20 protein-coding genes and 1 pseudogene are annotated in these 23,532 nt (G+C 71.0%); 10 read left to right on the top strand and 11 right to left on the bottom strand.

Features of this window, described 5'->3' with window-relative positions; genetic code table 11:
- Window positions 1–7: 7 nt before the first annotated feature.
- Window positions 8–1,200, bottom strand: a pseudogene (locus tag ACQEV8_RS25235) (RtcB family protein).
- Between the two features lie 170 nt (window positions 1,201–1,370).
- Between ACQEV8_RS25235 and ACQEV8_RS25230 the strand changes: the two are divergent.
- From ACQEV8_RS25230 to ACQEV8_RS25220, 3 genes are all read left to right on the top strand, one after another.
- Complete coding sequence (locus ACQEV8_RS25230) at window positions 1,371–2,216, top strand: DUF3558 domain-containing protein (protein ID WP_432964219.1); 846 nt, start codon at window positions 1,371–1,373, stop codon at window positions 2,214–2,216.
- Window positions 2,217–2,335: 119 nt separating this feature from the next.
- Window positions 2,336–3,229: a DUF3558 family protein gene (locus ACQEV8_RS25225; protein ID WP_432964216.1), complete on the top strand. Its 894-nt coding sequence runs from the start codon at window positions 2,336–2,338 to the stop codon at window positions 3,227–3,229.
- Window positions 3,230–3,317: 88 nt separating this feature from the next.
- Window positions 3,318–4,514, top strand: a complete 1,197-nt coding sequence (locus ACQEV8_RS25220; protein WP_432964213.1) for a DUF2637 domain-containing protein — start codon at window positions 3,318–3,320, stop codon at window positions 4,512–4,514.
- A 95-nt stretch (window positions 4,515–4,609) separates the two neighbouring features.
- Here the strand turns inward: ACQEV8_RS25220 and lysS are convergent, their stop codons facing one another.
- Window positions 4,610–6,352: a lysine--tRNA ligase gene (gene lysS, locus ACQEV8_RS25215; protein ID WP_432964210.1), complete on the bottom strand. Its 1,743-nt coding sequence runs from the start codon at window positions 6,350–6,352 to the stop codon at window positions 4,610–4,612.
- Window positions 6,353–6,493: 141 nt separating this feature from the next.
- Here lysS and argS point away from each other — a divergent pair, with 141 nt between their 5' ends.
- On the top strand, window positions 6,494–8,248 hold the full coding sequence (gene argS, locus ACQEV8_RS25210; RefSeq protein WP_432964207.1) for an arginine--tRNA ligase: 1,755 nt from the start codon (window positions 6,494–6,496) through the stop codon (window positions 8,246–8,248).
- 93 nt (window positions 8,249–8,341) lie between these two features.
- On the opposite strand, the gene ACQEV8_RS25205 is transcribed toward argS, so the two are convergent.
- Window positions 8,342–8,725 carry a peptidase inhibitor family I36 protein gene (locus tag ACQEV8_RS25205; RefSeq protein WP_432964204.1) on the bottom strand — a complete coding sequence of 128 codons (384 nt, stop codon included), beginning with the start codon at window positions 8,723–8,725 and terminating at the stop codon, window positions 8,342–8,344.
- Window positions 8,726–9,031: 306 nt separating this feature from the next.
- Here ACQEV8_RS25205 and ACQEV8_RS25200 point away from each other — a divergent pair, with 306 nt between their 5' ends.
- Window positions 9,032–9,805, top strand: coding sequence for a peptidoglycan-binding protein (locus tag ACQEV8_RS25200; RefSeq protein ID WP_432964201.1), 774 nt, complete (start codon window positions 9,032–9,034; stop codon window positions 9,803–9,805).
- Window positions 9,802–10,632 (top strand): DUF2690 domain-containing protein, encoded by an 831-nt coding sequence (locus ACQEV8_RS25195; RefSeq protein WP_432964198.1) that lies wholly within the window; start codon window positions 9,802–9,804, stop codon window positions 10,630–10,632. The genes ACQEV8_RS25200 and ACQEV8_RS25195 overlap by 4 nt, the downstream gene beginning before the upstream one ends.
- 33 nt (window positions 10,633–10,665) lie before the next feature.
- Here the strand turns inward: ACQEV8_RS25195 and ACQEV8_RS25190 are convergent, their stop codons facing one another.
- On the bottom strand, window positions 10,666–11,166 hold the full coding sequence (locus tag ACQEV8_RS25190; RefSeq protein ID WP_432964195.1) for a DinB family protein: 501 nt from the start codon (window positions 11,164–11,166) through the stop codon (window positions 10,666–10,668).
- Between the two features lie 79 nt (window positions 11,167–11,245).
- Between ACQEV8_RS25190 and ACQEV8_RS25185 the strand changes: the two genes are divergently transcribed.
- Entirely contained in the window at window positions 11,246–12,031 is a 786-nt protein-coding gene (locus ACQEV8_RS25185) for a DUF4253 domain-containing protein (protein ID WP_432964192.1), read from the top strand.
- A 19-nt stretch (window positions 12,032–12,050) separates the two neighbouring features.
- Here the strand turns inward: ACQEV8_RS25185 and ACQEV8_RS25180 are convergent, their stop codons facing one another.
- Window positions 12,051–12,953, bottom strand: a complete 903-nt coding sequence (locus tag ACQEV8_RS25180) for an SAM-dependent methyltransferase (protein WP_432964189.1) — start codon at window positions 12,951–12,953, stop codon at window positions 12,051–12,053.
- Between the two features lie 86 nt (window positions 12,954–13,039).
- On the opposite strand from ACQEV8_RS25180, the gene ACQEV8_RS25175 reads away from it, so the two are divergent.
- The gene (locus ACQEV8_RS25175; RefSeq protein ID WP_432964186.1) at window positions 13,040–13,396 is read left to right on the top strand and encodes a hypothetical protein; all 357 of its coding nucleotides are present in this window, start codon (window positions 13,040–13,042) and stop codon (window positions 13,394–13,396) included.
- Window positions 13,397–13,407: 11 nt separating this feature from the next.
- Here the strand turns inward: ACQEV8_RS25175 and ACQEV8_RS25170 are convergent, their stop codons facing one another.
- Window positions 13,408–14,742: a helix-turn-helix domain-containing protein gene (locus tag ACQEV8_RS25170; RefSeq protein WP_432964183.1), complete on the bottom strand. Its 1,335-nt coding sequence runs from the start codon at window positions 14,740–14,742 to the stop codon at window positions 13,408–13,410.
- Window positions 14,743–14,969: 227 nt separating this feature from the next.
- Here ACQEV8_RS25170 and ACQEV8_RS25165 point away from each other — a divergent pair, with 227 nt between their 5' ends.
- Window positions 14,970–15,641 (top strand): DUF4232 domain-containing protein, encoded by a 672-nt coding sequence (locus tag ACQEV8_RS25165; protein WP_432964180.1) that lies wholly within the window; start codon window positions 14,970–14,972, stop codon window positions 15,639–15,641.
- 32 nt (window positions 15,642–15,673) lie between these two features.
- Here the strand turns inward: ACQEV8_RS25165 and hemB are convergent, their stop codons facing one another.
- Complete coding sequence (gene hemB / locus ACQEV8_RS25160) at window positions 15,674–16,672, bottom strand: porphobilinogen synthase (RefSeq protein WP_432964177.1); 999 nt, start codon at window positions 16,670–16,672, stop codon at window positions 15,674–15,676.
- 241 nt (window positions 16,673–16,913) lie between these two features.
- On the opposite strand from hemB, the gene ACQEV8_RS25155 reads away from it, so the two are divergent.
- Entirely contained in the window at window positions 16,914–18,302 is a 1,389-nt protein-coding gene (locus tag ACQEV8_RS25155; protein WP_432964174.1) for an FAD-binding oxidoreductase, read from the top strand.
- A gap of 39 nt (window positions 18,303–18,341) precedes the next feature.
- Here ACQEV8_RS25155 and ACQEV8_RS25150 read toward each other — a convergent pair whose 3' ends face one another.
- The 4 genes from ACQEV8_RS25150 to ACQEV8_RS25135 are packed head-to-tail and all read right to left on the bottom strand — an operon-like array spanning window position 18,342 to window position 23,525.
- Window positions 18,342–20,048, bottom strand: a complete 1,707-nt coding sequence (locus ACQEV8_RS25150; RefSeq protein ID WP_432964171.1) for a uroporphyrinogen-III synthase — start codon at window positions 20,046–20,048, stop codon at window positions 18,342–18,344.
- Entirely contained in the window at window positions 20,045–21,025 is a 981-nt protein-coding gene (gene hemC / locus ACQEV8_RS25145) for a hydroxymethylbilane synthase (protein WP_432964168.1), read from the bottom strand. The genes ACQEV8_RS25150 and hemC overlap by 4 nt, the downstream gene beginning before the upstream one ends.
- The gene (locus tag ACQEV8_RS25140) at window positions 21,022–22,767 is read right to left on the bottom strand and encodes a glutamyl-tRNA reductase (protein WP_432964165.1); all 1,746 of its coding nucleotides are present in this window, start codon (window positions 22,765–22,767) and stop codon (window positions 21,022–21,024) included. Before ACQEV8_RS25140 ends, hemC begins: the two co-directional genes overlap by 4 nt.
- On the bottom strand, window positions 22,764–23,525 hold the full coding sequence (locus ACQEV8_RS25135; protein ID WP_432964162.1) for a redox-sensing transcriptional repressor Rex: 762 nt from the start codon (window positions 23,523–23,525) through the stop codon (window positions 22,764–22,766). Before ACQEV8_RS25135 ends, ACQEV8_RS25140 begins: the two co-directional genes overlap by 4 nt.
- Window positions 23,526–23,532: the final 7 nt, after the last annotated feature.

Raw genomic sequence — 23,532 nt, 5'->3', positions numbered from 1 at the left:
CGGCGCGTCAGCCCTTCACGCAGACGACCTGCTTCAGCTTCGCCACGACCTCCACCAAGTCCCGCTGCTGGTCGATGACCTGCTCGATCGGCTTGTAGGCACTCGGGATCTCGTCCACGACGCCGGAGTCCTTGCGGCACTCCACGCCCCGGGTCTGCTCCTCCAGGTCCTTCGTCGAGAACCGGCGCTTGGCCGCGTTGCGGCTCATGCGCCGGCCCGCGCCGTGCGAGGCCGAGTTGAAGGACTTGTCGTTGCCGAGGCCCTTCACGATGTACGAACCCGTGCCCATGGAGCCGGGGATGATCCCGTACTCGCCGGAGCCGGCCCGGATCGCGCCCTTGCGGGTCACGAGCAGGTCCATCCCGTCGTAGCGCTCCTCGGCCACGTAGTTGTGGTGCGCGCTGATCTCCGGCTCGAATGTCGGCTTGGCCTTCTTGAACTCCTTGCGGACCACGTCCTTGAGGAGCGCCATCATGATCGAGCGGTTGTACTTCGCGTACTCCTGCGCCCAGAACAGGTCGTTGCGGTACGCCGCCATCTGCGGGGTGTCCGCCACGAAGACGGCGAGGTCGCGGTCGACCAGGCCCTGGTTGTGCGGGAGCTTCTGAGCGATGCCGATGTGGTGCTCGGCCAGCTCCTTGCCGATGTTCCGGGAACCGGAATGCAGCATCAGCCAGACAGATCCGGTCGTATCCGTGCAGATTTCGACAAAGTGGTTCCCCCGCCGAGCGTTCCCATCTGCTTGGTGGCGCGTTCCGCGCGGAACTTGACCGCCTCGGCGACCCCGTCGAACCGCCCCCAGAAGTCGTCCCACCCGGCGGTAGCCATCCCGTGAAACCGCCCCGGGTCGACGGCGTCGGCATGCATCCCCCGCCCCACCGGAATCACCTGCTCGATCCGCGACCGCAGCCGCGACAGATCCCCGGGCAGGTCGCTCGACGTCAGGGACGTCCGCACGGCCGACATCCCGCAGCCGATGTCGACTCCCACCGCCGCCGGGCACACCGCACCCTGCATGGCGATGACCGAGCCGACCGTCGCGCCCTTGCCGTAGTGCACGTCGGGCATGACGGCGAGGCCCTTGATCCACGGCAGCGTCGCGACATTCCGGAGTTGCTGGAGCGCGCCCTCCTCGACCGAGGCGGGGTCGGCCCACATCCGGATCGGCACTTTCGCACCAGGTACCTCTACATACGACATAACGTCCTCAATCCCCCGTAAGCGAACAGAAGTCTTCAAGAGCAAATACCGGAGCCAAGGTCTACGAAAGGGAATCCGGACCGGCGTTCACGGCAGTGCGTGCGATACACATTGTGTTCATCGGCTGCCCGGCGACGGCAAGCCAATATCCGCCCGAGAGGAGCCACCACGTGCAACGGAAGGCGTACGCACCCGGTATCGCCGCGCTCCTCGCGGCCCTGCTGGCCGGCTGCACCGGCAGCTCGGGCGACAGCGGCCCGACGGACGACTCCAACCCCGGGGACACCGGCACCGCTTCGCCCGCCGCCGAGCCGGGCCGCTACCGCACGCTCCCCGAGCCCTGCACCGCGGTCGGGCAGAGCACGCTCGACGAACTCCTGCCCGGCATCCGGCAGATCACCGACCGCGAGCAGCGCGAGAAGGCCTACGAGGGCGAGCCGACGGTCACGTTCGACACCGACCGCAAGGTCGGCTGCCAGTGGAAGGTCGACGGCACGCAGGCCACCGACCATCTGCTCATCGACTTCGAGCGGGTCGTCTCCTACGACAACGCCGTCAGCGACGACAACCAGGCCGAGCAGCTCTTCGCGGAGCGGGAGGCCGCGGCCCACCTCCCCGAGCCGACGGCCACCGAGTCGGCCGCCACGGAGTCCCCCGCCGCCGGCAGCACCCCGGCCGGCGGTTCCGCCCCCGCCCCGAGCGACTCCCCCGGCTCGGCCTCCTCTCCCTCCGGCACCTCGTCGCCTTCGGCGTCCACCTCCGCCACCCCGACCGAGCTCCAGCCCCGCGTGCTGGAGGATTTCGGCGACGAGGCCTTCATCGACGACGAACTGAGCAGCTCCGGCTCGACGGCCAAGCAGCGGACGGTGACTGTGGCGTTCCGCACGTCCAACGTCATCGTGACCATCGAGTACGCCGAACAGCCGGCCACCGTCGGCGTCGTCCCGGACAGCAAGGAATTGCAGGACAGGGCCCAGAAACTGGCCTCCCAGCTGGCCGATTCGCTGAGCGACTGAGGCCCCTTCACGCCCCCTTCACGCACACCCGCAAAGCACGCGAAGGAAGGCCACACCTCCGCCGCACCGCGTACGGTGACCACTCGGCCCCGTTCCGACCGCAGGGAACCACGAGCGTCATGAGTGAAGGAACCATGCAGCGACGAGCACAGCGAGACCAGCAGGATCAGCGAGCGAAGCGACTCAACCGCGTCCTTGTCTGCGCGGCCGCCGTCCCCGTGATGCTGGTCGCCGCCGGCTGCTCCTCGGACTCCGGCTCCGGCGACACCACGGACAAGGCCGCGAACGCGGCGGCTTCGGCGTCCGCGAGCCCGTCCCCGACCGTCGAGGCGGCGGCGTACGGCAAGCTTCCGGAGTCCTGCAAGGCACTGTCGAGGAAGACGCTGAAGGACCTCGTTCCGAAGAGCAAGTCCGGCAAGGAGGGCAAGTCGGACGATGTCTCCACGCGCGGCAGCTGCTCCTGGAACAGCCTCGACAACAACGGCGTGAAGGGCTCGCAGTTCCGCTGGCTGAACGTGTCGATGCTGCGCTTCGAGTCGGACACCACGCGCGGCTCGGGCGAGAAGCTGGCCCAGCAGTACTACGAGAAGCAGGTCCAGGACGTCCAGGCCGCCGAGGGCGCCAAGGGCGTCAAGTCGGAGCCGGTGCCCGGCACGGGCGACCAGGCGACGGCCGTGCGCTACGACCTGAAGAAGAAGGAAGGCACCTTCAAGCAGCAGACGGTCGTGGCACGCGTCGAGAACGTCGTCGTCACGCTGGACTACAACGGCGCGGGCCTGGCCGGCGACAAGTCCCCGAGCGCCGACGACCTGGCGAAGGACGCGAAGAAGGCCGCGAAGGAAGCGGTGGCCGCGGTGTCCGAGGCGAACGGCGCGGGCGGCGGCAAGGCCGGTGGCGACCCGTCGAAGCCGGCGTCGAAGTCCCCGTCCGAGAAGCCCTCGAAGGGCGCTTCGAAGGAAGCCTCGAAGGACTCCTCCGCGTCGCCGTCGAAGTCGCCCGCCAAGAAGAGCTGAACGCCACCGACCGGAACCGGCCACCCGTCCTCCGCACACATGTGCCACCCTGTTGCGCGCAACAACACGCAAGGGGAGGGGAAGACGGGTGGCCGTGCCACAACTGACTCGGACGCACCGCGTTCTCATCGGCGTGGTCGTGGCCGGTGCCGTGATCATCGCCGGTATCGGCTTCGCCGGTTCGTACGCGGCGGTCCGCGAGTTGGCCCTGAAGAAGGGCTTCGGGAACTTCTCCTACGTCTTCCCGATCGGCATCGACGCGGGCATCTGCGTCCTGCTGGCCCTGGACCTGCTCCTCACCTGGATCAGGATCCCCTTCCCCCTGCTCCGCCAGACGGCCTGGCTCCTGACCATGGCGACGATCGCCTTCAACGGCGCGGCCGCCTGGCCGGATCCGCTCGGCGTCGGCATGCACGCGGTGATCCCGGTCCTGTTCGTGGTCTCGGTCGAGGCGGCCCGCCACGCGATCGGCCGGATCGCCGACATCACGGCCGACAAGCACATGGAGGGCGTCCGCCTCACCCGCTGGCTGCTCTCCCCCGTCCCCACGTTCCTCCTCTGGCGCCGCATGAAGCTCTGGGAGCTCCGCTCCTACGACCAGGTCATCAAGCTGGAGCAGGAACGTCTCGTCTATCAGGCCCGCCTGCGCTCCCGCTACGGCCGCGGCTGGCGCCGCAAGGCTCCGGTGGAGTCCCTGATGCCGCTGAGGCTGGCGCGCTACGGCGTCCCGCTCGCGGAGACGGCCCCGGCGGGCCTGGCGGCGGCAGGCATCGAACCGGCCTTGATCCCACCGCCACCACAGCAGCAGCACCAGTCGGCGCTGGAGGCCGACCCACAGAGAGCGGCACGTCACAGCGAGCAGCGCCTGGAGCTCGACGGCCGCCCCCGCGCCGAGTACGTGGACGACGCACCCGAAGCGGACCAGAGCCCGTGGTTCAACTCCCAGCGCGAGGTCGACTACCAGGGCGGCTACGACCCGGCGTACGACGCCGAGCAGTACGAGCCCCCGTACGAACCTCCATACGAGCCCCCGTACGAGCCCCCTGCCGAACAGGCACCCACCCCGGAAGACACCGGCAGCTTCCCCATCCCGGTAGGCCCCAACCGCACCCGCGAACTCGGCGACGGCGGCGGCCCACCGGAACCGACCGAGGAGGACTACTACCGGGCCTTCCGCGAGTCGACGAAGGGCGGCAACGGAGCCCCACCCCCCGTGGATTCATCGCCGACGTCGAGGCGACCTACGGCATCACCCTGGAAGAGGCCGAATCCAAGCGCATGGTGAACCGCTTCTCCAACCGCCTCAACGCGGAGATGACGGACGAGCACATCGCATGAGAAAAGGGGCCCTGAAAACAGGGCCCCCTCTCACACCGGCGGCTACTCCCCGAGCAGCGCCCGAACCCGTTCCTGCCCCACCGCCAGCAGCAGCGTGGGCAGCCGCGGCCCGGTGTCCCGCCCGACCAGCAGGTGGTAGAGCAGGGCGAAGAACGACCGCTGGGCCGTCTTGATCTCCGGCGGCAGTTCCTTCGGCGTCGCGTCGGCCGAGAACCCGGCCCGCACCTTCGGCACGCCGTAGACGAGATGCGTCAGCCCGTCGAGCGACCAGTGCTCGGCGAGCCCGTCGAGCAGCAGCCGCAGCGACTGCCGGGAGGCCTCGTCGAGGGACTTGAGCAGCTCGGCGTCGGCCTCGTCCCGCACGATCGTCCGCTGGTCGGCGGGCACGTGCGTGTTGATCCAGGCCTCGGCCTTGTCGTACCGCGGCCGCGCCTCGTCCAGCGAGGTCAGCGGCTGCTCCGGGTCCAGCTCGCTGAGGATGCGCAGCGCCTGGTCCTCGTGCCCGGCGGTGATGTCCGCGACGGACGCCAGCGTCCGGTACGGCAGCGGCCGGGCCGTCCGCGGCAGCTCACCGGCGGCCGTACCCACCGCACGCGCGTGCGCGGCGGCGTCGGCCGGCAGGACGCTGCCGTCGGTGACCTTGGCGTCCAGCCGGTCCCACTCGTCGTACAGCCGCTGGATCTCCTGGTCGAAGGCGACCTTGAAGGACTGGTTGGGCCTGCGCCGGGCGTACAGCCAGCGCAGCAGCTGCGGTTCCATGATCTTCAGGGCGTCCGCCGGGGTCGGCACGCCACCCCGCGAGGACGACATCTTCGCCATGCCGCTGATGCCGACGAACGCGTACATCGGCCCGATGGGCTGCTGCCCGCCGAAGATCCCGACGATCTGCCCGCCGACCTGGAACGACGACCCGGGAGACGAATGATCGACACCACTCGGCTCGAAGACGACGCCCTCGTACGCCCATCGCATGGGCCAGTCGACCTTCCAGACCAGCTTGCCGCGGTTGAACTCGTTCAGCCGGACCGTCTCCGAGAAGCCGCACGCGGTGCAGGCGTAAGTCAGCTCGGTGGAGTCGTCGTCGTAGGACGTGACGGTGGTGAGGTCCTTCTCGCAGTTGCCGCAGTACGGCTTGTACGGGAAGTAGCCGGCGGCGGTGGAGCTGCCGTCGTCCTCACCGGCCGCGCCGGAGCCCTCGGCGGCCTCCAGCTCGGCCTCGTCGACCGCCTTCTGCTGCTGCTTCTTGGCCGGGGCCTTCTTCGTCCGGTACTGGCCGAGGATCGCGTCGATGTCGCCACGGTGCTTGATGGCGTGCAGGATCTGCTCGCGGTACACCCCGGAGGTGTACTGCGCGGTCTGGCTGATCCCGTCGAACTCCACACCCAGCTCGGCCAGCGACTCGACCATCGCGGCCTTGAAGTGCTCGGCCCAGTTCGGGTGGGACGACCCCTTGGGCGCCGGGACGGAGGTCAGCGGCTTGCCGATGTGCTCGGCCCACGACTCGTCGACGCCGGCGATCCCGGCCGGGACCTTGCGGTACCGGTCGTAGTCGTCCCAGGAGATCAGGTGCCGCACCTGATGACCCCGGCGGCGGATCTCGTCGGCGACGAGGTGCGGGGTCATGACCTCGCGCAGGTTCCCGAGGTGGATGGGGCCGGACGGTGAGAGTCCGGACGCGACGACGACGGGTTTGCCCGGGGCCCGACGCTCCGACTCCTCGATGACCTCATCCGCGAAACGGGAGACCCAGTCGGTGGTCTCGGTGCTCAGAGCCACGATCGGCACGTCCTTCTTTCTCCAGGGCAGCCGTACGGTCAACGGCCGGTGCCCATTCTCCCAGACGGCATCCCGCCCGGGAAAACCGCTTTTCCCCCCGTGGGATACTGAGCGTGTCTATCGATCCACGAGGAGAACGGCATCCATCCCATGACCTCGGTCACGTCGCTCACCGATCAAGTCCAGCAGCGTCTCGCGAACGCCCTGTCGGCCACCCGGCCGGAGGCCGACGCCGACCCGCTGCTGCGACGTAGCGACCGGGCCGACTTCCAGGCCAACGGGATCCTGGCCCTCGCCAAGAAGGCCAAGTCGAACCCCCGGGACCTGGCGACGGAGGTCGTCGGCAACATCGTCACCGGTGACGTGATCAAGGACGTGGAGGTCTCCGGCCCCGGCTTCCTCAACATCACGATCGCCGACCGGGCGATCACCGAGAACCTCGCCGCGCGGCACGCGGACGGGGAGCGTCTCGGCGTGCCGCTGAAGGAGAACGCGGGCATCACGGTCGTCGACTACGCCCAGCCGAACGTGGCGAAGGAGATGCACGTCGGTCACCTGCGGTCGGCGGTCATCGGCGACGCCCTGCGCGGCATGCTCGACTTCACCGGCGAGCAGACGATCGGCCGGCACCACATCGGCGACTGGGGCACCCAGTTCGGCATGCTCATCCAGTACCTGTTCGAGCACCCCGGCGAGCTGGCCCCCGCGGCCGACGTCGACGGCGAGCAGGCGATGAGCAACCTGAACCGGGTGTACAAGGCGTCGCGTGCGCTCTTCGACGCGGACGAGGCGTTCAAGGAGCGGGCCCGGGGGCGGGTCGTCGCCCTGCAGTCCGGTGACAAGGAGACGCTCGAGCTGTGGCAGCAGTTCGTGGACGAGTCGAAGGTCTACTTCTACTCCGTCTTCGAGAAGCTCGACATGGAGATCCGCGACGAGGAGATCGTCGGCGAGTCCGCCTACAACGAGGGCATGCCCGAGACCGCCCGCCTCCTGGAGGAGATGGGCGTCGCGGTCCGCTCCGAAGGCGCCCTGGTCGTCTTCTTCGACGAGATCCGCGGCAAGGACGACCAGCCGGTCCCGCTGATCGTGCAGAAGGCCGACGGCGGCTTCGGCTACGCGGCCTCCGACCTGACGGCGATCCGCAACCGTGTCCAGGACCTGCACGCCTCGTCCCTGCTCTACGTCGTGGACGTCCGTCAGTCGCTGCACTTCAAGATGGTCTTCGAGACGGCTCGCCGGGCGGGCTGGCTGAGCGACGGCGTCACCGCGCACAACATGGGCTACGGCACGGTGCTCGGCGCGGACGGCAAGCCGTTCAAGACGCGTGAGGGCGAGACCGTACGGCTGGAGGACCTGCTGGACGAGGCGGTGCAGCGGGCCGCCGAGGTCGTGCGGGAGAAGGCGCAGGACCTCACCGAGGACGAGATCCAGGAGCGGGCCGCACAGGTCGGCATCGGCGCGGTGAAGTACGCGGACCTGTCGACGTCGCCGAGCCGGGACTACAAGTTCGACCTGGACCAGATGGTGTCGCTGAACGGCGACACGTCCGTCTACCTCCAGTACGCGTACGCCCGGATCCAGTCGATCCTGCGCAAGGCGGGCGAGACCCGGCCGACCGCGCACCCGAAGCTGGAACTGCACGCGGCGGAGCGGGCGCTCGGCCTGCACCTGGACGCGTTCGGCGACACGGTCTTCGAAGCCGCCGCCGAGTACGCCCCGCACAAGCTGGCGGCGTATCTGTACCAGTTGGCGTCGCTGTACACGTCGTTCTACGACAAGTGCCCGGTGCTGAAGGCCGAGACGCCCCAGCAGGTGGAGAACCGTCTGTTCCTGTGCGACGTGACGGCCCGGACACTGCACCAGGGCATGGGCCTGCTGGGCATCCGGACGCCCGAGCGGCTCTGAACCGGGCCGAACGGCCGAACCGGCCCTGACGACAGGCCGAGGGCGGCACTCCCCCGTGGAGTGCCGCCCTCGGGCGTTGTGGCGGGCCGCCGGTCAGCGGCAGTTGACCCACGTGTTGGACTTCATGTAGCGGCTCGTGCCGCCGGTCTCCTTGTACCCCCTCGGGACAACCCCGCTGGACCCGCCGTGGTTCTTCTCCGAGTACCACTTGAAGTCGCAGGACGCGCCGTGGTTGTACCAGGACTTGAAGCTCTGGAACACGGGGTACTGGGTCAGGTCGCTGTTGGTCCCGGCGACCTTCTGCATGCGTCCGGTGTAGTTCTGCCCGGCCCATACGCAGAACCAGCCCGACGGACAGTCCGACGCCGCCTGCGGCGAGGCCTCCGCCGCACCGGCCGTACCCGCGTTGCCGGCCAGCAGACCACCGGTCAGCGCGATCCCCCCGGCCATGACGGCGAGCTTCCTGGTCACACGCATTGTGTTTGCCCCCTTCGTGTGGGCCGACCGCACCGGCCGGCTCGACAACGAGACTGCGGGCCGGGGACAGGGATCCACCACAGTCGCCGCAGAAGTGACGCACTCACGGGACGTCCCACCCCCTGACCTGCCCGGACACCACCCGCCGGGACGGTACGGCGGGACGCTCGCGGCCTGCGGTGGCCGAATCGGTAGGGGGCGGCAGGGGGATCGGAACCGATGTATGGGGGACCGCGTGGATGCTGATGCAGAATGCGGCGGTAAGGGGACCGCTGACCACGGTCCGCGAACGCGAATGGGGGGAACATGTCGCGTTGGAAAGGGCTGCCCGAAGAACTTGACCCGCGTGTGCGGCAGTTGGTGGTGCGATTACGCCGGGGCAAGGACCACAGCGGACTGAGTCTGCGCGGGCTCGCGGCGAAGACGGGCTACAGCGCGTCGTCGTGGGAGCGCTACCTCGCCGGCCGGTCGCTCCCGCCGAGGGAGGCCGTCGAGGCGATGGCCCGGCTCGGCGGTGACGATCCGACCCGGCTGCTCGCGCTGCACGAGGTCGCCGCCGAGGCCTGGGGCACGGCGGCCGAGCACCGCGGACCACCCGCCGGGCCCGGCACCGGCACACCCCGCCCGCACGGCCGGGCGCTGCGCATCACCCTCATCGCCGGGTCGGTGGCCCTGGTGCTGGCGGTCGCCGCCGCGGTCCTGCTGGCCGTACGGCTCACGGACGGCGAGGGCAGGGCGGCCGCGGCTCCCCCCACCACGTCCGCGGCCGCGCAGCCACCGGGGTCGCCGCAGCAGTCGGAGCGCGAACGTCCCACGTACACCTGCCGGGCGGAGCGGATCGACGGACTCTGGTACGCGGGCAACAGCCGCACCCGGAAGGCCATCCTTGCGAAGGGCCACGCAGGACCGGAGGTCGCCGAGGCGCAGTGCCTGCTGCGCGAGGCGGGCCTGACGCCGGGAGCCGTGGACGGCATCTTCGGCCCGCACACCCAACGCGCGGTCAAGGACCTGCAGAAGCGTTCCGGCCTGGTCGTGGACGGCATCATCGGCCCGCACACCTGGAAGGCCTTGCGGCAATGACGCGGGTCCCGCAGCCCGAACTGCCGCCAGAACGCGCCCGACTGGCCGCCTCGCTGAGGGAGCTGAGGACCGGTACGGGCCTGAGCCTGGCGGCCCTCGCGACGAAGACCACCTTCAGCAAGTCGTCCTGGGAGCGCTACCTCAACGGCAAGACGCTTCCGCCCGGCCAGGCGGTACGGGAGCTGTGCCGTCTGGCCGGCGAACCGGAAGGCCGCTGCCTGGCGCTGTGGGAGCTGGCGGAGTCGGAATGGAGCGGCCGGGCAGCGGCTCAGCCCACGGACGCGCCGGGGCCTGAGGACTCCCCGGGCGGGGACGCCCTGCGTCCCGCCGGCGGCAGGGGCACGTTCATGGCGATCCTCGCCTCGGTCTGCGCGCTGGCGGCCGGTGGTCTCTCGGTCGCCCTGGTCCTCGTCGCGGGCCACACCGGCGACAGCCGCCCCTCCGCACCGCCTTCCTCCGCAGCGACGCCCCGCTGCCTGGGAGCCACCTGCGAGGGCCAGGACCCGATGCCCATGAAGTGCGGCACCCACCCGCTCACCCTCGCCTCGCACCGCACGTCCACCGGAGCCCACCTCGAACTGCGCTACAGCACGGAGTGCGGGGCGAGTTGGGTGAGGATGTGGAGCACCCGCATCGGCGACCGCCTGGAGATGGACCCGGCCGGCGAAGCCACGGGCCGCCCGCACACCGCGAAGATCACGGACGGCATCGCCGCGCAGTCGTACGTCTACACCCCCATGACCGAGGCGAGACCGGGCGCGACCGTGCGGGCCTGCTTCCGCCCGGTGACGGGAGGCAGCCGCGAGTGCTTCGAAGCCCGCGTCTGACGATCGCCGTCTGCGATCGGCCCCCTCCCCGTCTCAGCGCTGAGCCGTGCTGTTCGCGCCGTCCAGTGCCTCCCGGATCATGTCCGCGTGCCCGGCGTGCTGGGCCGTCTCCCGGATCAGATGCAGCAGGATCCGGCGCGCCGACCAGTACTCGCGCTCCGGCGGCGACCAGGGCGTCATCGGCAGGGGCACGCAGTGGTCCAGGTCCGGCAGCCCTGCCAGGGCCTCGTCGGTCGCCCGCGCGGCCGCGGTGTACGCCGCCAGCAGCCCGTCGAGCGTGTCGTCCTCGGCCATGCGGTACTGCCCCATGTCGAGCATGCCGTCCGGTAGTTCGCCGTCACCCTCGACCATGATCCGCGTCCACGCCGCCTCGCCCCGGGCGAGATGCTTCACGATCCCGCCCAGGGTCAGCTCACTCACGGTCGTACGCCGGGCGGCCCGCGCGTCGTCGAGGCCGCGCACGGTGATCAGCAGCAACTCCCGCTGCTCGGCGAGCGCGTACGCCAGGTCGGTCTTCTCCGGGGAACCAGTCATGGCAGGACCGTACGGGGCAAAGAGGTCAGCCGGTGTCCGCTGGTGTCCCCTTGTCAGTGGTCGGATTTACAGTCGCACCATGGCGACACTTCCGAATCCGCTCCCGACCCTGGCGGCAGACCCGAGCGGCCGCGCGCTGGGGCTTGAGCTCCCCGCCGGGACCCTGCTCGACACCACCGACGAGGGCCCCTGGCACGAGCCGTTGCTGTGGTGCGCGCAGGAGCGGGCCCTGCCGGGCGGCTGGACGGCGCTGGAGCCGACGCGGCGGGTCGGGCTGCTGCCGGTCGTGCTCGATGTGGGCGGCGGGCACGGCGGGCCGGACAGCTGGGAGTTGATACCCGGCGAGGTGTCCTACCCCGGGGACCACGACGCCGAGGAGGTGCTGGCGGAGTACTGGGAGGAGTGCGCGGCGGAGGGCGACGCATGGCCCGGGACGGCCGCCCCGGTCGCCCGCGACCAGGACCCTGAGGCGGTCGCCACGGCCGGCGCGGACTCGCTGCTCGAAGCCGGCGGTCCGCTCAAGGACCCCCGCCTCGCACTGGTCCCGGCGCGCCGCAGCGCCGACATCCCGACGGCGATCGGCTGGACGGGCCCGGCGAACCACGAGGGCGACACGGCCCGCGTCAGCGCCGTGCTGCGCTCCTGGGAGGACCGCTTCGGCATACGGGTCGTGGCCCTCGGCTTCGACCACCTGCTGGTGTCGGTCGCCGCCCCGCCCACCACCCTGGCGGAGGCGGAGGCCATCGCCGCCGAGCACTTCGCGTTCTGCCCGGACAACATCCTTCAGAGCACCGACCCCACTCTGCGGGCCTACGCCGAGCGCCAGGTCATGAATCAGCCGACCTGGCACTTCTGGTGGGACTGAGCCCTCCGGCGGTCCAGGCTCAGCCCTTGGCCCCGATCCCCGCGTAGACGTTGATGTCCGCGTCCGTGACGTCGTTGATGTCGCGGTAGCGGACCTTCTCGATGTCGTCGAGGCCGGCGAGGAAGGACTCCTCCGGCTGTTCGGGGACGGGGGCCGCGTGGTCGGGCCGCCAGCGGTGCGCCGGGACGACGCCCGGGTCGGCGATCTCCAGGAAGCTCTCCGTGAAGAAGCGCTCGACATCCGCCCGGGACCGCAGCACGAAGGTGAACCCCCGCTCGGTGTACGTCCGCTGGACCGCGCGGATGTTCTCGGGGTTGAGGTCCTCGGTGAGATGGCTGAGCACCAGCCGGCTGCCGACGGGCAGCGCGTCGAGCAGCTCGCGCACCAGCGGATACGCCTCGCCGTCCTCGACGAAGTGCAGGATCGCGACCAGGCACAGCGCGACGGGCTGGTCGAAGTCCAGTGTCTTCGCGGCCTGTTCGAGGATCCGGGCCGGGTCCCGCAGATCGGCGTCGATGTAGTCCGTACGCCCCTCGGGCCCACTGGTCAGCAGGGCCCGCGCGTGCGCGAGCACGACCGGGTCGTTGTCGACGTACACGACCCGCGACTCGGGTGCGACGCGCTGCGCGATCTGGTGCACGTTCTCGGCGGTCGGCAGCCCCGTACCGATGTCGAGGAACTGCCGGATGCCGTCCTGCTCCACCAGCGTGGTCACCGCGCGGCGCAGGAAGTCGCGATTGTGCCGGACGTCGAGGTACCCGCGCGGATTGGCTGCGAGCCCGGCGGCGGCCGCGTCCCGGTCGGCGGGGTAGTGGTCCTTGCCCCCGAGGAAGACGTCGTAGACCCGCGCCGGGTGCGCCTTGCTGCTGTCGATCCTCCTCTGCAGCTCGGCGGGATCCTGGCTGAGCGCGTCACCGGACATGGACGTCTCCCTGAAGAGTAGGTGGTTCAATCAGCAACCACTCCGACGGTCAACAACCTAACGCCTCAAGTGATTTGATGGTGCCCGTGGAGACCAGCGAGCGAGCGACGACGACCCTGTGGCGTCCCACCGGCCCCAAGGAACTCGACCTGGTGCGGGAGCTCGACTGGCGGGCCTGGCCGCCCCGGCTCCCCGAGCAGCCGATCTTCTACCCGGTTCTCGACGAGGACTACGCCGTCAAGATCGCGCGCGATTGGAATGTCAAGCACGACGGCGCCGGCTACGTCACCCGGTTCGAGGTCGGCTCCGACTTCCTGAGCCGCTACCCGGTCCGGCAGGCGGGCGGGCGGACGATCCTCGAACTTTGGGTCCCGGCCGAGGAACTCGACGAGTTCAACGCCCACATCGTCGGAAAGATCGAACTGGTCCACGAGTTCCGCTGAGAGCCGGCCGGTCACTCAGTGGTTCCGGCCTCGACCCACTTGTCACCGCCCAGCGGGAACTCGTACGCCGGACGCCCGTTGTTCCCGCTCGTGCGGAAGGGCCGGCCCTTGTCGTCCACCGTCAGCGTGCCGCTTCGGCTGCCGCTGGACCAGCTCAGCTCCAGGTACCAGCTGACGTCGTAGGCGGAGGCGTCGGCCCGGATGTAGTAGACCTCCGGATCGGACTGGCTCACCGAGAACGGGAAGTCGTCATGGCCCGCCTCGGGGACGACGGAGGGACGCGCGGCGTCCAGGGCGACCGTGAAGAAGCGCGTCGGGACGCCGCCGCCGCAGCCCACGCCCGGATAGCCCATGGCGTAGTCGTTCCAGGCGAGCGGCGTCCGCTTGCCCGCCATACGGACCGTCAGCCCGTCGACGACCACCGTCTTCTTCCCGGTGCCCTGCACGGTGAGCTTCAGGAACTGCTGCCCCGACGGAACGGCCCCGTTCGCCGCCACCCAGGCGGGCGCGTCCTGCTCCAGCGGCGGCGGCCCGACCTGTCCCGGCGGACGGTTCACCAAGTAGCGCTGGGAACAAGGGTCTTCCCAAGCGTGCGGAGTGGTGTTCACGGTGAGGGGGACAGCGCCGGCGGCGGGGGCGCCGGTACGACCGGGCCGGCCGCTGGTGCCGCCGGCGGCGGGGGCGCGCGAGGCTGTCGCGGAGCCGGACGCCTTCCCCGGGCCCTTGTCCTTGTCCTTGCCCTTGTCCCTGTCCTTCTCCTTGCCGCTGCCGAGGGAGGCACTGCCCGAGGGCGACGCCGAGGCGACGGACCCGTCGGCAGGCGTCCGGCCGCCGTCGGACACCGCGGCAGCACCGCGACGCCCGTCGTCAGCCCCGCCGGAGGGAACGGCCACGGCGAGCCCGACCCCGCCCAGGACGACAGCAGCGGCGATACCGGCGAGGAGGGCGGGCCGAGGACGTCGTGACCGGGACTTCTGCGCGGGCACCGCCTCCGAAGCCGGAGCGTCGGCAACCGGGGCCGGCCCGTCAGCAATCGCAGCCTCTGCCTCTGCCTCTGCCTCTGCCGGCTCGGCCGAGCCCCCGCCCCCCTTGCGCCCCCGCCCTGCATCCGCCAGCACCCACCGCCGATGCAGCTCGACGAGTTCCCCGGGCGACGCCTTGCACAGCCGGGCGAGCCTCTCCACCGGCGCGTAGTCGGCGGGCACGGCATCCCCGTTGCAGTACCGGTGCAGCGTCGACGTACTCATGTGGAGCCGCTTGGCGAGCACCCCGTAGCTCAGCCCGGAGCGCTCCTTCAACTCCCCCAGCAGCGCGGCGAACTCCGCTGCAGCCGTGCCTTCCGACACCCTTCCTCCATCCCCCGTGTCCCGTTCACCCGTTCCAGGGCAGGGACGTTTCCCCAGGTCAAGGCATGTACGGGCGTTCCAGCATCCCTGATGCTCCGCCGGGTGTGGCGGCCGGGACGGATGACCGCACAAGCTCTGGTCATCCAAGCACGCCGCTCCCGGCCGACCGGTCGGCGGCTCGCTCGGTCGTTCTCGCCAACCGCCTTTGTCCGAAAGGGAACCCACTCATGCGCAAGTACCACGCCCTCCCCGTAGCCCTCCTGGCCGCGCTCGCCCTCACGGCGTGCGAGGACGGCACGGGCGCGAAGGACGAGGGCGCGGCCAAGCCCCAGGTGACGTCATCGACGACGGCGGCCACCGCACCCCAGCAGACGGCCACCGACGCGAAGGGCGCGCGTTCCGGGACGACCGGCAAGGCGAACGGCGGGAACTCCGGGGCGGCCAAGCCCACCGACCCCGCCGACCCGGCCAACCGCGTCTCCTGCAACGGCACCAACACCACCGTCACCGCTCAGCCGGTCCGCCGCCCGCTCAACCACATGCTGATCACGGTCAAGAACACCGGCTCGAAGTACTGCGACCTCACCTACTACCCGGTGCTGCGCTTCGACGAGATGCAGTGGGCCCCGCGGCCGATCGAGGACTCCAAGCCGCAGGCGGTCACGACCCTGGCCCCCGGCGAGTCCGGCTACGCGGGCGTAGCGCTCTCGGCGGCCGACGGCAGCGGCGACGGCGGCACCACCGCCCGCAAGCTCACGGTCGGCTTCCAGGGCCGCACGCCGAACAGCAGCGGCGGCCCCTCGGCGCTCCCGCCCCTCCCGGCCAAGGGCGTGTACTACGACAGCTCGCTGACGGCCACGTACTGGCTGCGAGACATGGACGAGGCCCTGACCTACTGAGTAGGCCCTGACCTACTGAGTCCTGCTGAGCCCTACTGATCCTTGAGCTTCTGGGCCGCTTCGGTGGCCCAGTAGGTGAGGATGTTCCGCGCACCGGCCCGCCGGATGCCGGTCAGGGCCTCCATGATCGCCCGGTCCCGGTCGATCCAGCCCCGCTCGGCGGCGGCCTCGATCATCGAGTACTCGCCGGAGATCTGATACGCGGCGACGGGCACGTCCACGGCGTCCGCGACCCGGGCGAGGATGTCCAGGTAGGGCCCGGCCGGCTTGACCATCACCATGTCGGCGCCCTCCTCGAGATCGAGGGCCAGCTCCCGCATGGAATCACGCACGTTCGCGGGGTCCTGCTGATACGTCTTCCGGTCCCCCCGCAGGGACGAGCCGACGGCCTCCCGGAACGGCCCGTAGAAGGCCGAGGCGTACTTGGCGGTGTAGGCGAGGATGGCGACATCCTCCCGCCCGATCTGGTCGAGGGCGTCACGGACGACCCCGATCTGCCCGTCCATCATCCCGCTGGGCCCGACCACATGGGCCCCGGCATCGGCCTGCACCTGGGCCATCTCGGCGTACCGCTCCAGGGTCGCGTCGTTGTCGACCCGCCCCTCGGAGTCCAGCACCCCGCAATGCCCGTGGTCGGTCGTCTCGTCGAGGCACAGATCGGACATGACCAGCAGGTCGTCCCCCACCTCGGCCCGCACGTCCCGGAGGGCGACCTGCAGAATCCCGTCCGGATCGGTTCCCGGCGTCCCGAGGGCGTCCTTCTTCGACTCTTCGGGCACGCCGAACAGCATGATCCCGGAAACCCCCGCCGCGACCGCCTCCGCGGCGGCCTTCTTCAGACTGTCCCGCGTGTGCTGCACGACCCCGGGCATGGCCCCGATCGGCACCGGCTCACTGACGCCCTCGCGCACGAAGGCCGGAAGAATGAAATCGGCGGGGTGCAGCCGAGTCTCGGCAACCATCCGACGCATGACGGGGTTACTCCGCAAACGCCGCGGCCGAGTACCGGGAAAAGATCCGTACGTCGTCATACCCCAACGCTACGCCCGCCCGAAACCTACCGATGCCGACGGGATGTCGGGCGAAGCCGCTCAGCCGCGGGCATGCGGGGCGGCACAGGTGGGCGGTGGGGGTCCCCCCGAAGCCCACAGCCCCACAATGCGCCCCCACCCGCCCAGGTCCATCCTGAAACAGCAAGGACAAGGACCCCGACGGCCGGTCCCACACCCCCGCCGCCGCCGTCCCTCCGTACGCCCATCCACGGAGGACGCGATGACCGCCCCCCACCACACCCCCGACCTCTTCGCCCTCTCAGAAATCAACGGCCCGGTGCTACGCCCCGGCGACCCCGCCTACGCCGACGAAGTCACCGGCTTCAACCTGGCGGCCCTCCACACCCCGGACGTCGTCATCGGGGCCACCGGCCCGGACGACATCGTCACCGCCATGCGCTGGGCGAGGGCCACCGACACCCCCGTAGCCGTCCAGGCGACCGGCCACGGCGCCAACTTCCCCATCGAACAGGGCCTGTTGATCAACACGTCCCGCATGACGGACGTCCACACAGACCCCACCGCCCGCACCGCCACCATCGCCGCGGGCGCGAAGTGGAGCCACGTCATGGCCTCGGCCGCCCCGCACGGCCTGGCCGGCCTCAGCGGCACCTCCACGGACGCGGGCGTCATCGGCTACACCCTCGGCGGCGGACTCCCGGTCCTCGGCCGCGCCTACGGCTACGCCGCCGACCTGGTCCGCTCCTTCCAGGTCGTCACCACGGACGGCATACTGCGCGAGACAGACGCCCAGCACGAACCGGAACTGTTCTGGGCCCTGCGCGGCGGCAAGGGCAACGTAGGCGTCGTCACCTCACTCGTGACCGACCTGCTCCCCCTCCCGCGCCTCTACGGCGGCGGCATCTACACCCCGGGCGAAAACACCGAAACCCTCCTACGGGCCTGGACCGACTGGACCCGCACCGTCCCGGACGAGATGTGCAGCGCGTTCACGATCCTGCGCCTGCCACCGATCCCCCAGATCCCGGAACCCCTGCGGGGCGGCTTCTGGGCCCGCGTGGCAATCGCCTGGCCCGGCCTCCCGGCCGAGGGCGAGTCTCTGATCGCCCCACTGCGCGCAGCCGTCCCCGTGGCCGTCGACACGGTCGAGGTCATGGACCACGCGGCCCTGGACCGTATCCACATGGAACCGCAGGACCCGCTGCCCGCGAGGGAGGCCTGTCTGCTGCTGCGCGACCTGACCCCCGACGCCATCGGCACGTTCCTGGAGCAGGCCGGCCCCACGGCCGGCGCCGACTACCCCCTGCTGATGGTCGAGGTGCGCCACATGGGCGGCGCGATGGCCCGCCCGTCCGCCGTCGAGGACGCGGTCTGCTCCCGCGACGCCCAGTACTTCATCGACTCGGTCGGCATCCTGGCCGCTCCACCCGCCGCCGAGGCCCTCGAACAGGCGACGGCCCGGCTCTACACCGCGATGGCCCCCTACGGCACGGGCCACACCATGGTCAACATCCACGGCACCCCGGGCGACGAACAGGACATCGCCCGCGCCTGGACCCCGGAGGTCTACGACCGCCTACGCCACGACAAGGCCACCTACGACCCGGCGAACCTGCTGCGCTACGGCCACGCGGTGACTCCCGCGTAGCCGCAGCCCACATCCTCGATCCGCCGACGCCCTACCGGCTCAGGTCGTCGAACGCCGCCGCCGAGCCCCCGGCCGCCGCTCGCTCGGCCGGGTGACCGCGTCCCCGGCCTCGACAGCGGCAGCTCTCCGCTTCGCGCCGAAGTCGGCCAGCGCCTCTGCCAGCTTGTGCACGGACGGCTCGGGCGCCATGACGTCCACCCGGAGCCCGTGCTCCTCGGCGGTCTTCGCCGTGGCCGGGCCGATACACGCGATCACGGTCACGTTGTGCGGCTTGCCGGCGATACCGACCAGGTTCCGCACGGTCGACGACGACGTGAACAGCACGGCGTCGAACCCGCCGCCCTTGATCGCCTCACGTGTCTCCGCCGGCGGCGGCGAGGCCCGCACGGTCCGGTAGGCCGTGACGTCGTCGACCTCCCAGCCCAGCTCGATCAACCCGGCGACCAGCGTCTCCGTGGCGATGTCGGCACGCGGCAGGAACACCCGGTCGATCGGGTCGAAGACCGGGTCGTACGGCGGCCAGTCCTCCAGCAGACCGGCGGCGCTCTGCTCCCCGCTCGGCACCAGGTCCGGCTTCACACCGAAGGCGATCAGCGCGTTGGCCGTCTGCTCGCCCACCGCCGCGACCTTGATCCCGGCGAAGGCCCGGGCGTCGAGCCCGTACTCCTCGAACTTCTCCCGCACGGCCTTGACCGCGTTCACCGAGGTGAAGGCGATCCACTCGTAGCGGCCCGTCACGAGCCCCTTGACCGCCCGCTCCATCTGCTGGGGCGTGCGCGGCGGCTCTACGGCGATGGTCGGCACCTCGTGCGGTACGGCCCCGTACGAGCGCAACTGGTCGGAGAGCGACGCCGCCTGCTCCTTGGTGCGCGGCACGAGCACCTTCCAGCCGAACATCGGCTTGGACTCGAACCACGCGAGCTGGTCGCGCTGGGCGGCGGCGGAACGATCACCGACCACGGCTATCACCGGCCGGCCGCCGTCCGGCGAGGGCAGCACCTTCGCCTGCTTCAGCGTCTGCGCGATCGTGCCGAGCGTGGCGGTCCAGGTGCGCTGCCGGGTGGTGGTACCGGCGACGGTGACCGTCATCGGTGTGTCCGGCTTGCGGCCCGCGGAGACCAGCTCGCCGGCCGCCGCGGCGACGGAGTCCAGCGTGGTGGACACGACCACCGTGCCGTCCGACGCCCCGACCTCCGTCCAGCACCGGTCCGACGCCGTCCGCGCGTCCACGAACCGCACGTCCGCGCCCTGCGCGTCCCGCAGCGGCACACCGGCGTACGCGGGCACACCGACGGCGCTCGCGATACCGGGGACGACCTCGAAGGGCACCCCGGCGGCGGCGCACGCCAGCATCTCCTCGGCGGCGTACGTGTCGAGGCCCGGGTCACCGGACACCGCACGCACGACCCGCCTGCCGCCCCGCGCGGCCTCCATGACAAGATGTGCGGCATCCCGCACCGCGGGGACTGCGGCGGTGGTTGACGTGCCGTCAACTACCGTCAGCTGGGGCGTTCCTGTGACCGGAGCCGGCTCCTGGGAAGGATCCGAGTCCGTGTGCACTTCGGAGACGCCCTGCCTGGCGTGCTGACGTACGACGTCGAGCACCTCGTGCTCGGCGACGAGAACGTCCGCGCTCGCCAGCGCCTCTACGGCGCGCAGAGTCAGTAGTCCCGGATCTCCGGGTCCGGCACCCAGGAAGGTGACGTGCCCGTGTTCAGGACCGGCGGAAAGGGTGGTGGGGCTCAATGTGCTCGCTCCCCCATCAGACCGGCCGCGCCCTGGGCGAGCATCTCGGCCGCGAGTTCGCGACCGAGCGCCATTGCCCCGTCGTGCGTCTCGGGCACGGGACCGGTGGTGGACAGCTGCACCATGCGCGTGCCGTCGGTCGTACCGACGACGGCGCGCAGGCGCATTTCCTTGACAATCTGCCCGTCGGCCAGCAAGTCGGCCAGCGCGCCCACAGGGGCACTGCAACCGGCTTCCAGGGCGGCGAGCAGTGATCGCTCGGCCGTCACGGCGACCCGCGTGAACGGGTCGTCGAGTTCGGCGAGCGCGGCGACGAGGTCCGCATTGCCTGCGGCACACTCGATCGCCAGGGCCCCCTGGCCGGGGGCGGGCAAAACCGTGTCGACCGACAGGAAGTCGGTCACCTCGTCACCGCGACCGATGCGGTTCAGTCCGGCGGCGGCCAGCACGACGGCGTCGAGTTCGCCGCTGCGCACGTATCCGATCCGGGTGTCGACGTTGCCGCGGATCGGGACCGCCGTTATGTCCAGTCCGTGGCTGCGGGCGTACGAGTTGAGCTGGGCCATGCGGCGCGGCGAACCCGTACCGATGCGGGCCCCGCTCGGCAGGTCGGTGAACTTCAGCGCGTCCCGGGCGACGATCACGTCCCGCGGGTCCTCCCGCACGGGTACGGCCGCCACGACCAGGTCGTCGGGCTGCGCGGTCGGCAGGTCCTTCAGCGAGTGCACCGCGAAGTCGACCTCGCCCTTGAGCAGCGCGTCGCGCAGGGCGGTGACGAACACGCCGGTGCCGCCGATCTGGGCGAGCTGCTCGCGCGAGGTGTCGCCGTACGTGGTGATCTCGACGAGCTCCACGGGCCGCCCGGTCACCCGGGTCACGGCCTCGGCCACCTGCCCGGACTGGGCCATGGCGAGCCTGCTCCGGCGGGTTCCGAGCCGCAGGGCCCCTGTCTCGTTCGCTCGCCGCGTGTCGTTCATGCCGACCCTCGGTTCTTCTCGGTAGTGCTGTCCTCGGCGCGGGAGACGGCGGCCACCGTCTCGGGGTCGAGGTCGAACAGGGTCCGCAGCGCGTCCGCGTACCCGGCGCCGCCGGGCTCGGCAGCGAGCTGCTTGACCCGTACGGTCGGCGCGTGCAGCAGTTTGTCGACCACGCGCCGCACGGTCTGGGTGATCTCCGCGCGGTGCTTGTCGTCGAGGCCGGGGAGCCGTCCGTCGAGCCGGGCGATCTCGCCTGCCACGACATCGGCGGCCATGGTGCGCAGGGCGACCACGGTCGGCGTGATGTGCGCGGCCCGCAGTGCTGCCCCGAAGGCCGCGACCTCGTCGGAGACGATACGCCGAACCTGGTCCACATCGGCAGCCATCGGAGCACCCGCGGAGGCTTCGGCCAGCGATTCGATGTCCACCAGCCGCACCCCGGCCAGTCGGTGCACGGCCGCGTCTATGTCGCGCGGCATCGCCAGGTCCAGCAGGAAGAGCACGGGCTGCGGCCGCTGCGGCTCCTCGACGGGCTCGGGCCGGCGCCGCTCGGGGATCCGCCCGACGGTGGCCGCGGTCGCGGCGAGCGCGGCGATGGCGTCGGCGTCCGGGGCGGGGTCGAGCGGGTCGATCGTCCCGGGCCTGGCCGCACGCTGGGCGCCGCCGCCCACCGCGCCGTTGTCCACCCACGCCGCGTGCTGCTCCAGATCGGCGGCGGCCATCCCGGCCACGGCCGCCTCGCCCAGCACGGAGAATCCCGCGGTGCCCTGCACCGAGGTCAGGTCCAGCGGACAGCCGTCCTCGTTGCCGAGGCTGGTGGCCGGCAGGTCGTCCCGCTCTGCGCCCGGCCCGGACGAACGATCCGGCTCGCCCTCGGCCACGGACCAGGGCGCGGCCGTACGGCCCACCGCGGCTGCGGCGGCGACCGCCTCGGCCGTCAGGACCAGGCCGGTCGCGCCGGTACAGGAGACGGCGACGTCGGCACGTGTCAGCTCGGCCGGCACCGATTCCATCGGTACCGCGCGGGCCGCCACGTCCGTGTCGTCGCCCTCCATGAGTATCTGGGCGAGGCGCTCGGCCCGGTCGAAGGTCCGGTTGGCGACGACGATTTCGGCGACACCGGCACGCGCGAGCGTCGCCGCTGCCAGGGAGGACATCGACCCGGCCCCGATGACCAGGGCCTTCTTGCCCCGGGCCCAGGTCTCCACATCTCCGCCGGCAGCCATCTGCTCCAGGCCGAAGGTGACCAGGGACTGGCCCGCGCGGTCGATGCCGGTCTCGGAGTGGGCGCGCTTGCCGACCCGCAGGGCCTGCTGGAACAGGTCGTTCAGCAGCCGGCCCGCGGAGTGCAGGTCCTGCGCCCGGGCCAGGGAGTCCTTGATCTGGCCGAGGATCTGTCCCTCGCCGACGACCATCGAGTCCAGCCCGCAGGCCACCGAGAACAGGTGGTGGACGGCCCGGTCCTCGTAGTGCACGTAGAGATAGGGGGTGAGCTCCTCGAGACCGACCCCGCTGTGCTGGGCGAGCAGCGTGGACAGCTCGGCGACACCCGCGTGGAACTTGTCCACGTCGGCGTAGAGCTCGATGCGGTTGCAGGTGGCGAGCACCGCGGCCTCGGCGGCCGGCTCGGCGGCGACCGTGTCCTGGAGCAGCTTGACCTGGGCGTCCGCGTTCAGCGAGGCCCGTTCCAGGACGCTGACCGGGGCGCTGCGGTGGCTGAGTCCGACGACGAGGAGGCTCATGCGGGCATCACGGCGGGCATGTCCCCGTCAGGCCCCTGGTCGGCGGACTCGTTGCGGGCGGCGGCCGGGACGCCCCCGTCGGAGGCGGCGGCCCCCTCGCCGGCCTTGCGCTGCTCGTGGAAGGCGAGGATCTGCAGCTCGATGGAGAGGTCGACCTTGCGTACGTCGACGCCGTCCGGGACGGTCAGGACGGTCGGCGCGAAGTTCAGGATGGAGGTGACACCGGCGGCCACGAGCCGCTCGCAGACCGCCTGGGCGGCTCCGGCGGGGGTGGCGATGACACCGATCGACACGCCGTTGTCCTGGATGATCTTCTCCAGGTCGTCGGAGTGCTGCACGGGGATCCCGGCGACGGGCTTTCCGGCCATGGCGGGGTCGGCGTCGATGAGCGCGGCGACCCGGAAACCGCGGGAGGCGAACCCGCCGTAGTTGGCGAGGGCGGCGCCGAGGTTGCCGATACCGACGATCACAACCGGCCAGTCCTGGGTGAGGCCCAGTTCGCGGGAGATCTGGTAGACGAGATACTCGACGTCGTAGCCGACACCCCGGGTCCCGTAGGAGCCGAGGTAGGAGAAGTCCTTGCGCAGCTTCGCCGAGTTGACCCCCGCGGCGGCCGCGAGCTCCTCGGAGGAGACCGTGGGTACCGAGCGCTCCGACAGCGCGGTCAGAGCACGGAGATACAGCGGAAGCCGGGCGACGGTGGCCTCGGGAATCCCTCGGCTGCGGGTCGCCGGTCGGTGAGTTCGGCCAGTTGCCACGGTGCTC

Origin of the sequence: Streptomyces sp. CA-179760 (assembly GCF_050937045.1) — a bacterium.
Taxonomy (GTDB): Bacteria; Actinomycetota; Actinomycetes; order Streptomycetales; family Streptomycetaceae; genus Streptomyces.
Note: the sequence above shows the minus strand (reverse complement) of the source record. Positions and strands in the feature narration are given on the sequence as shown.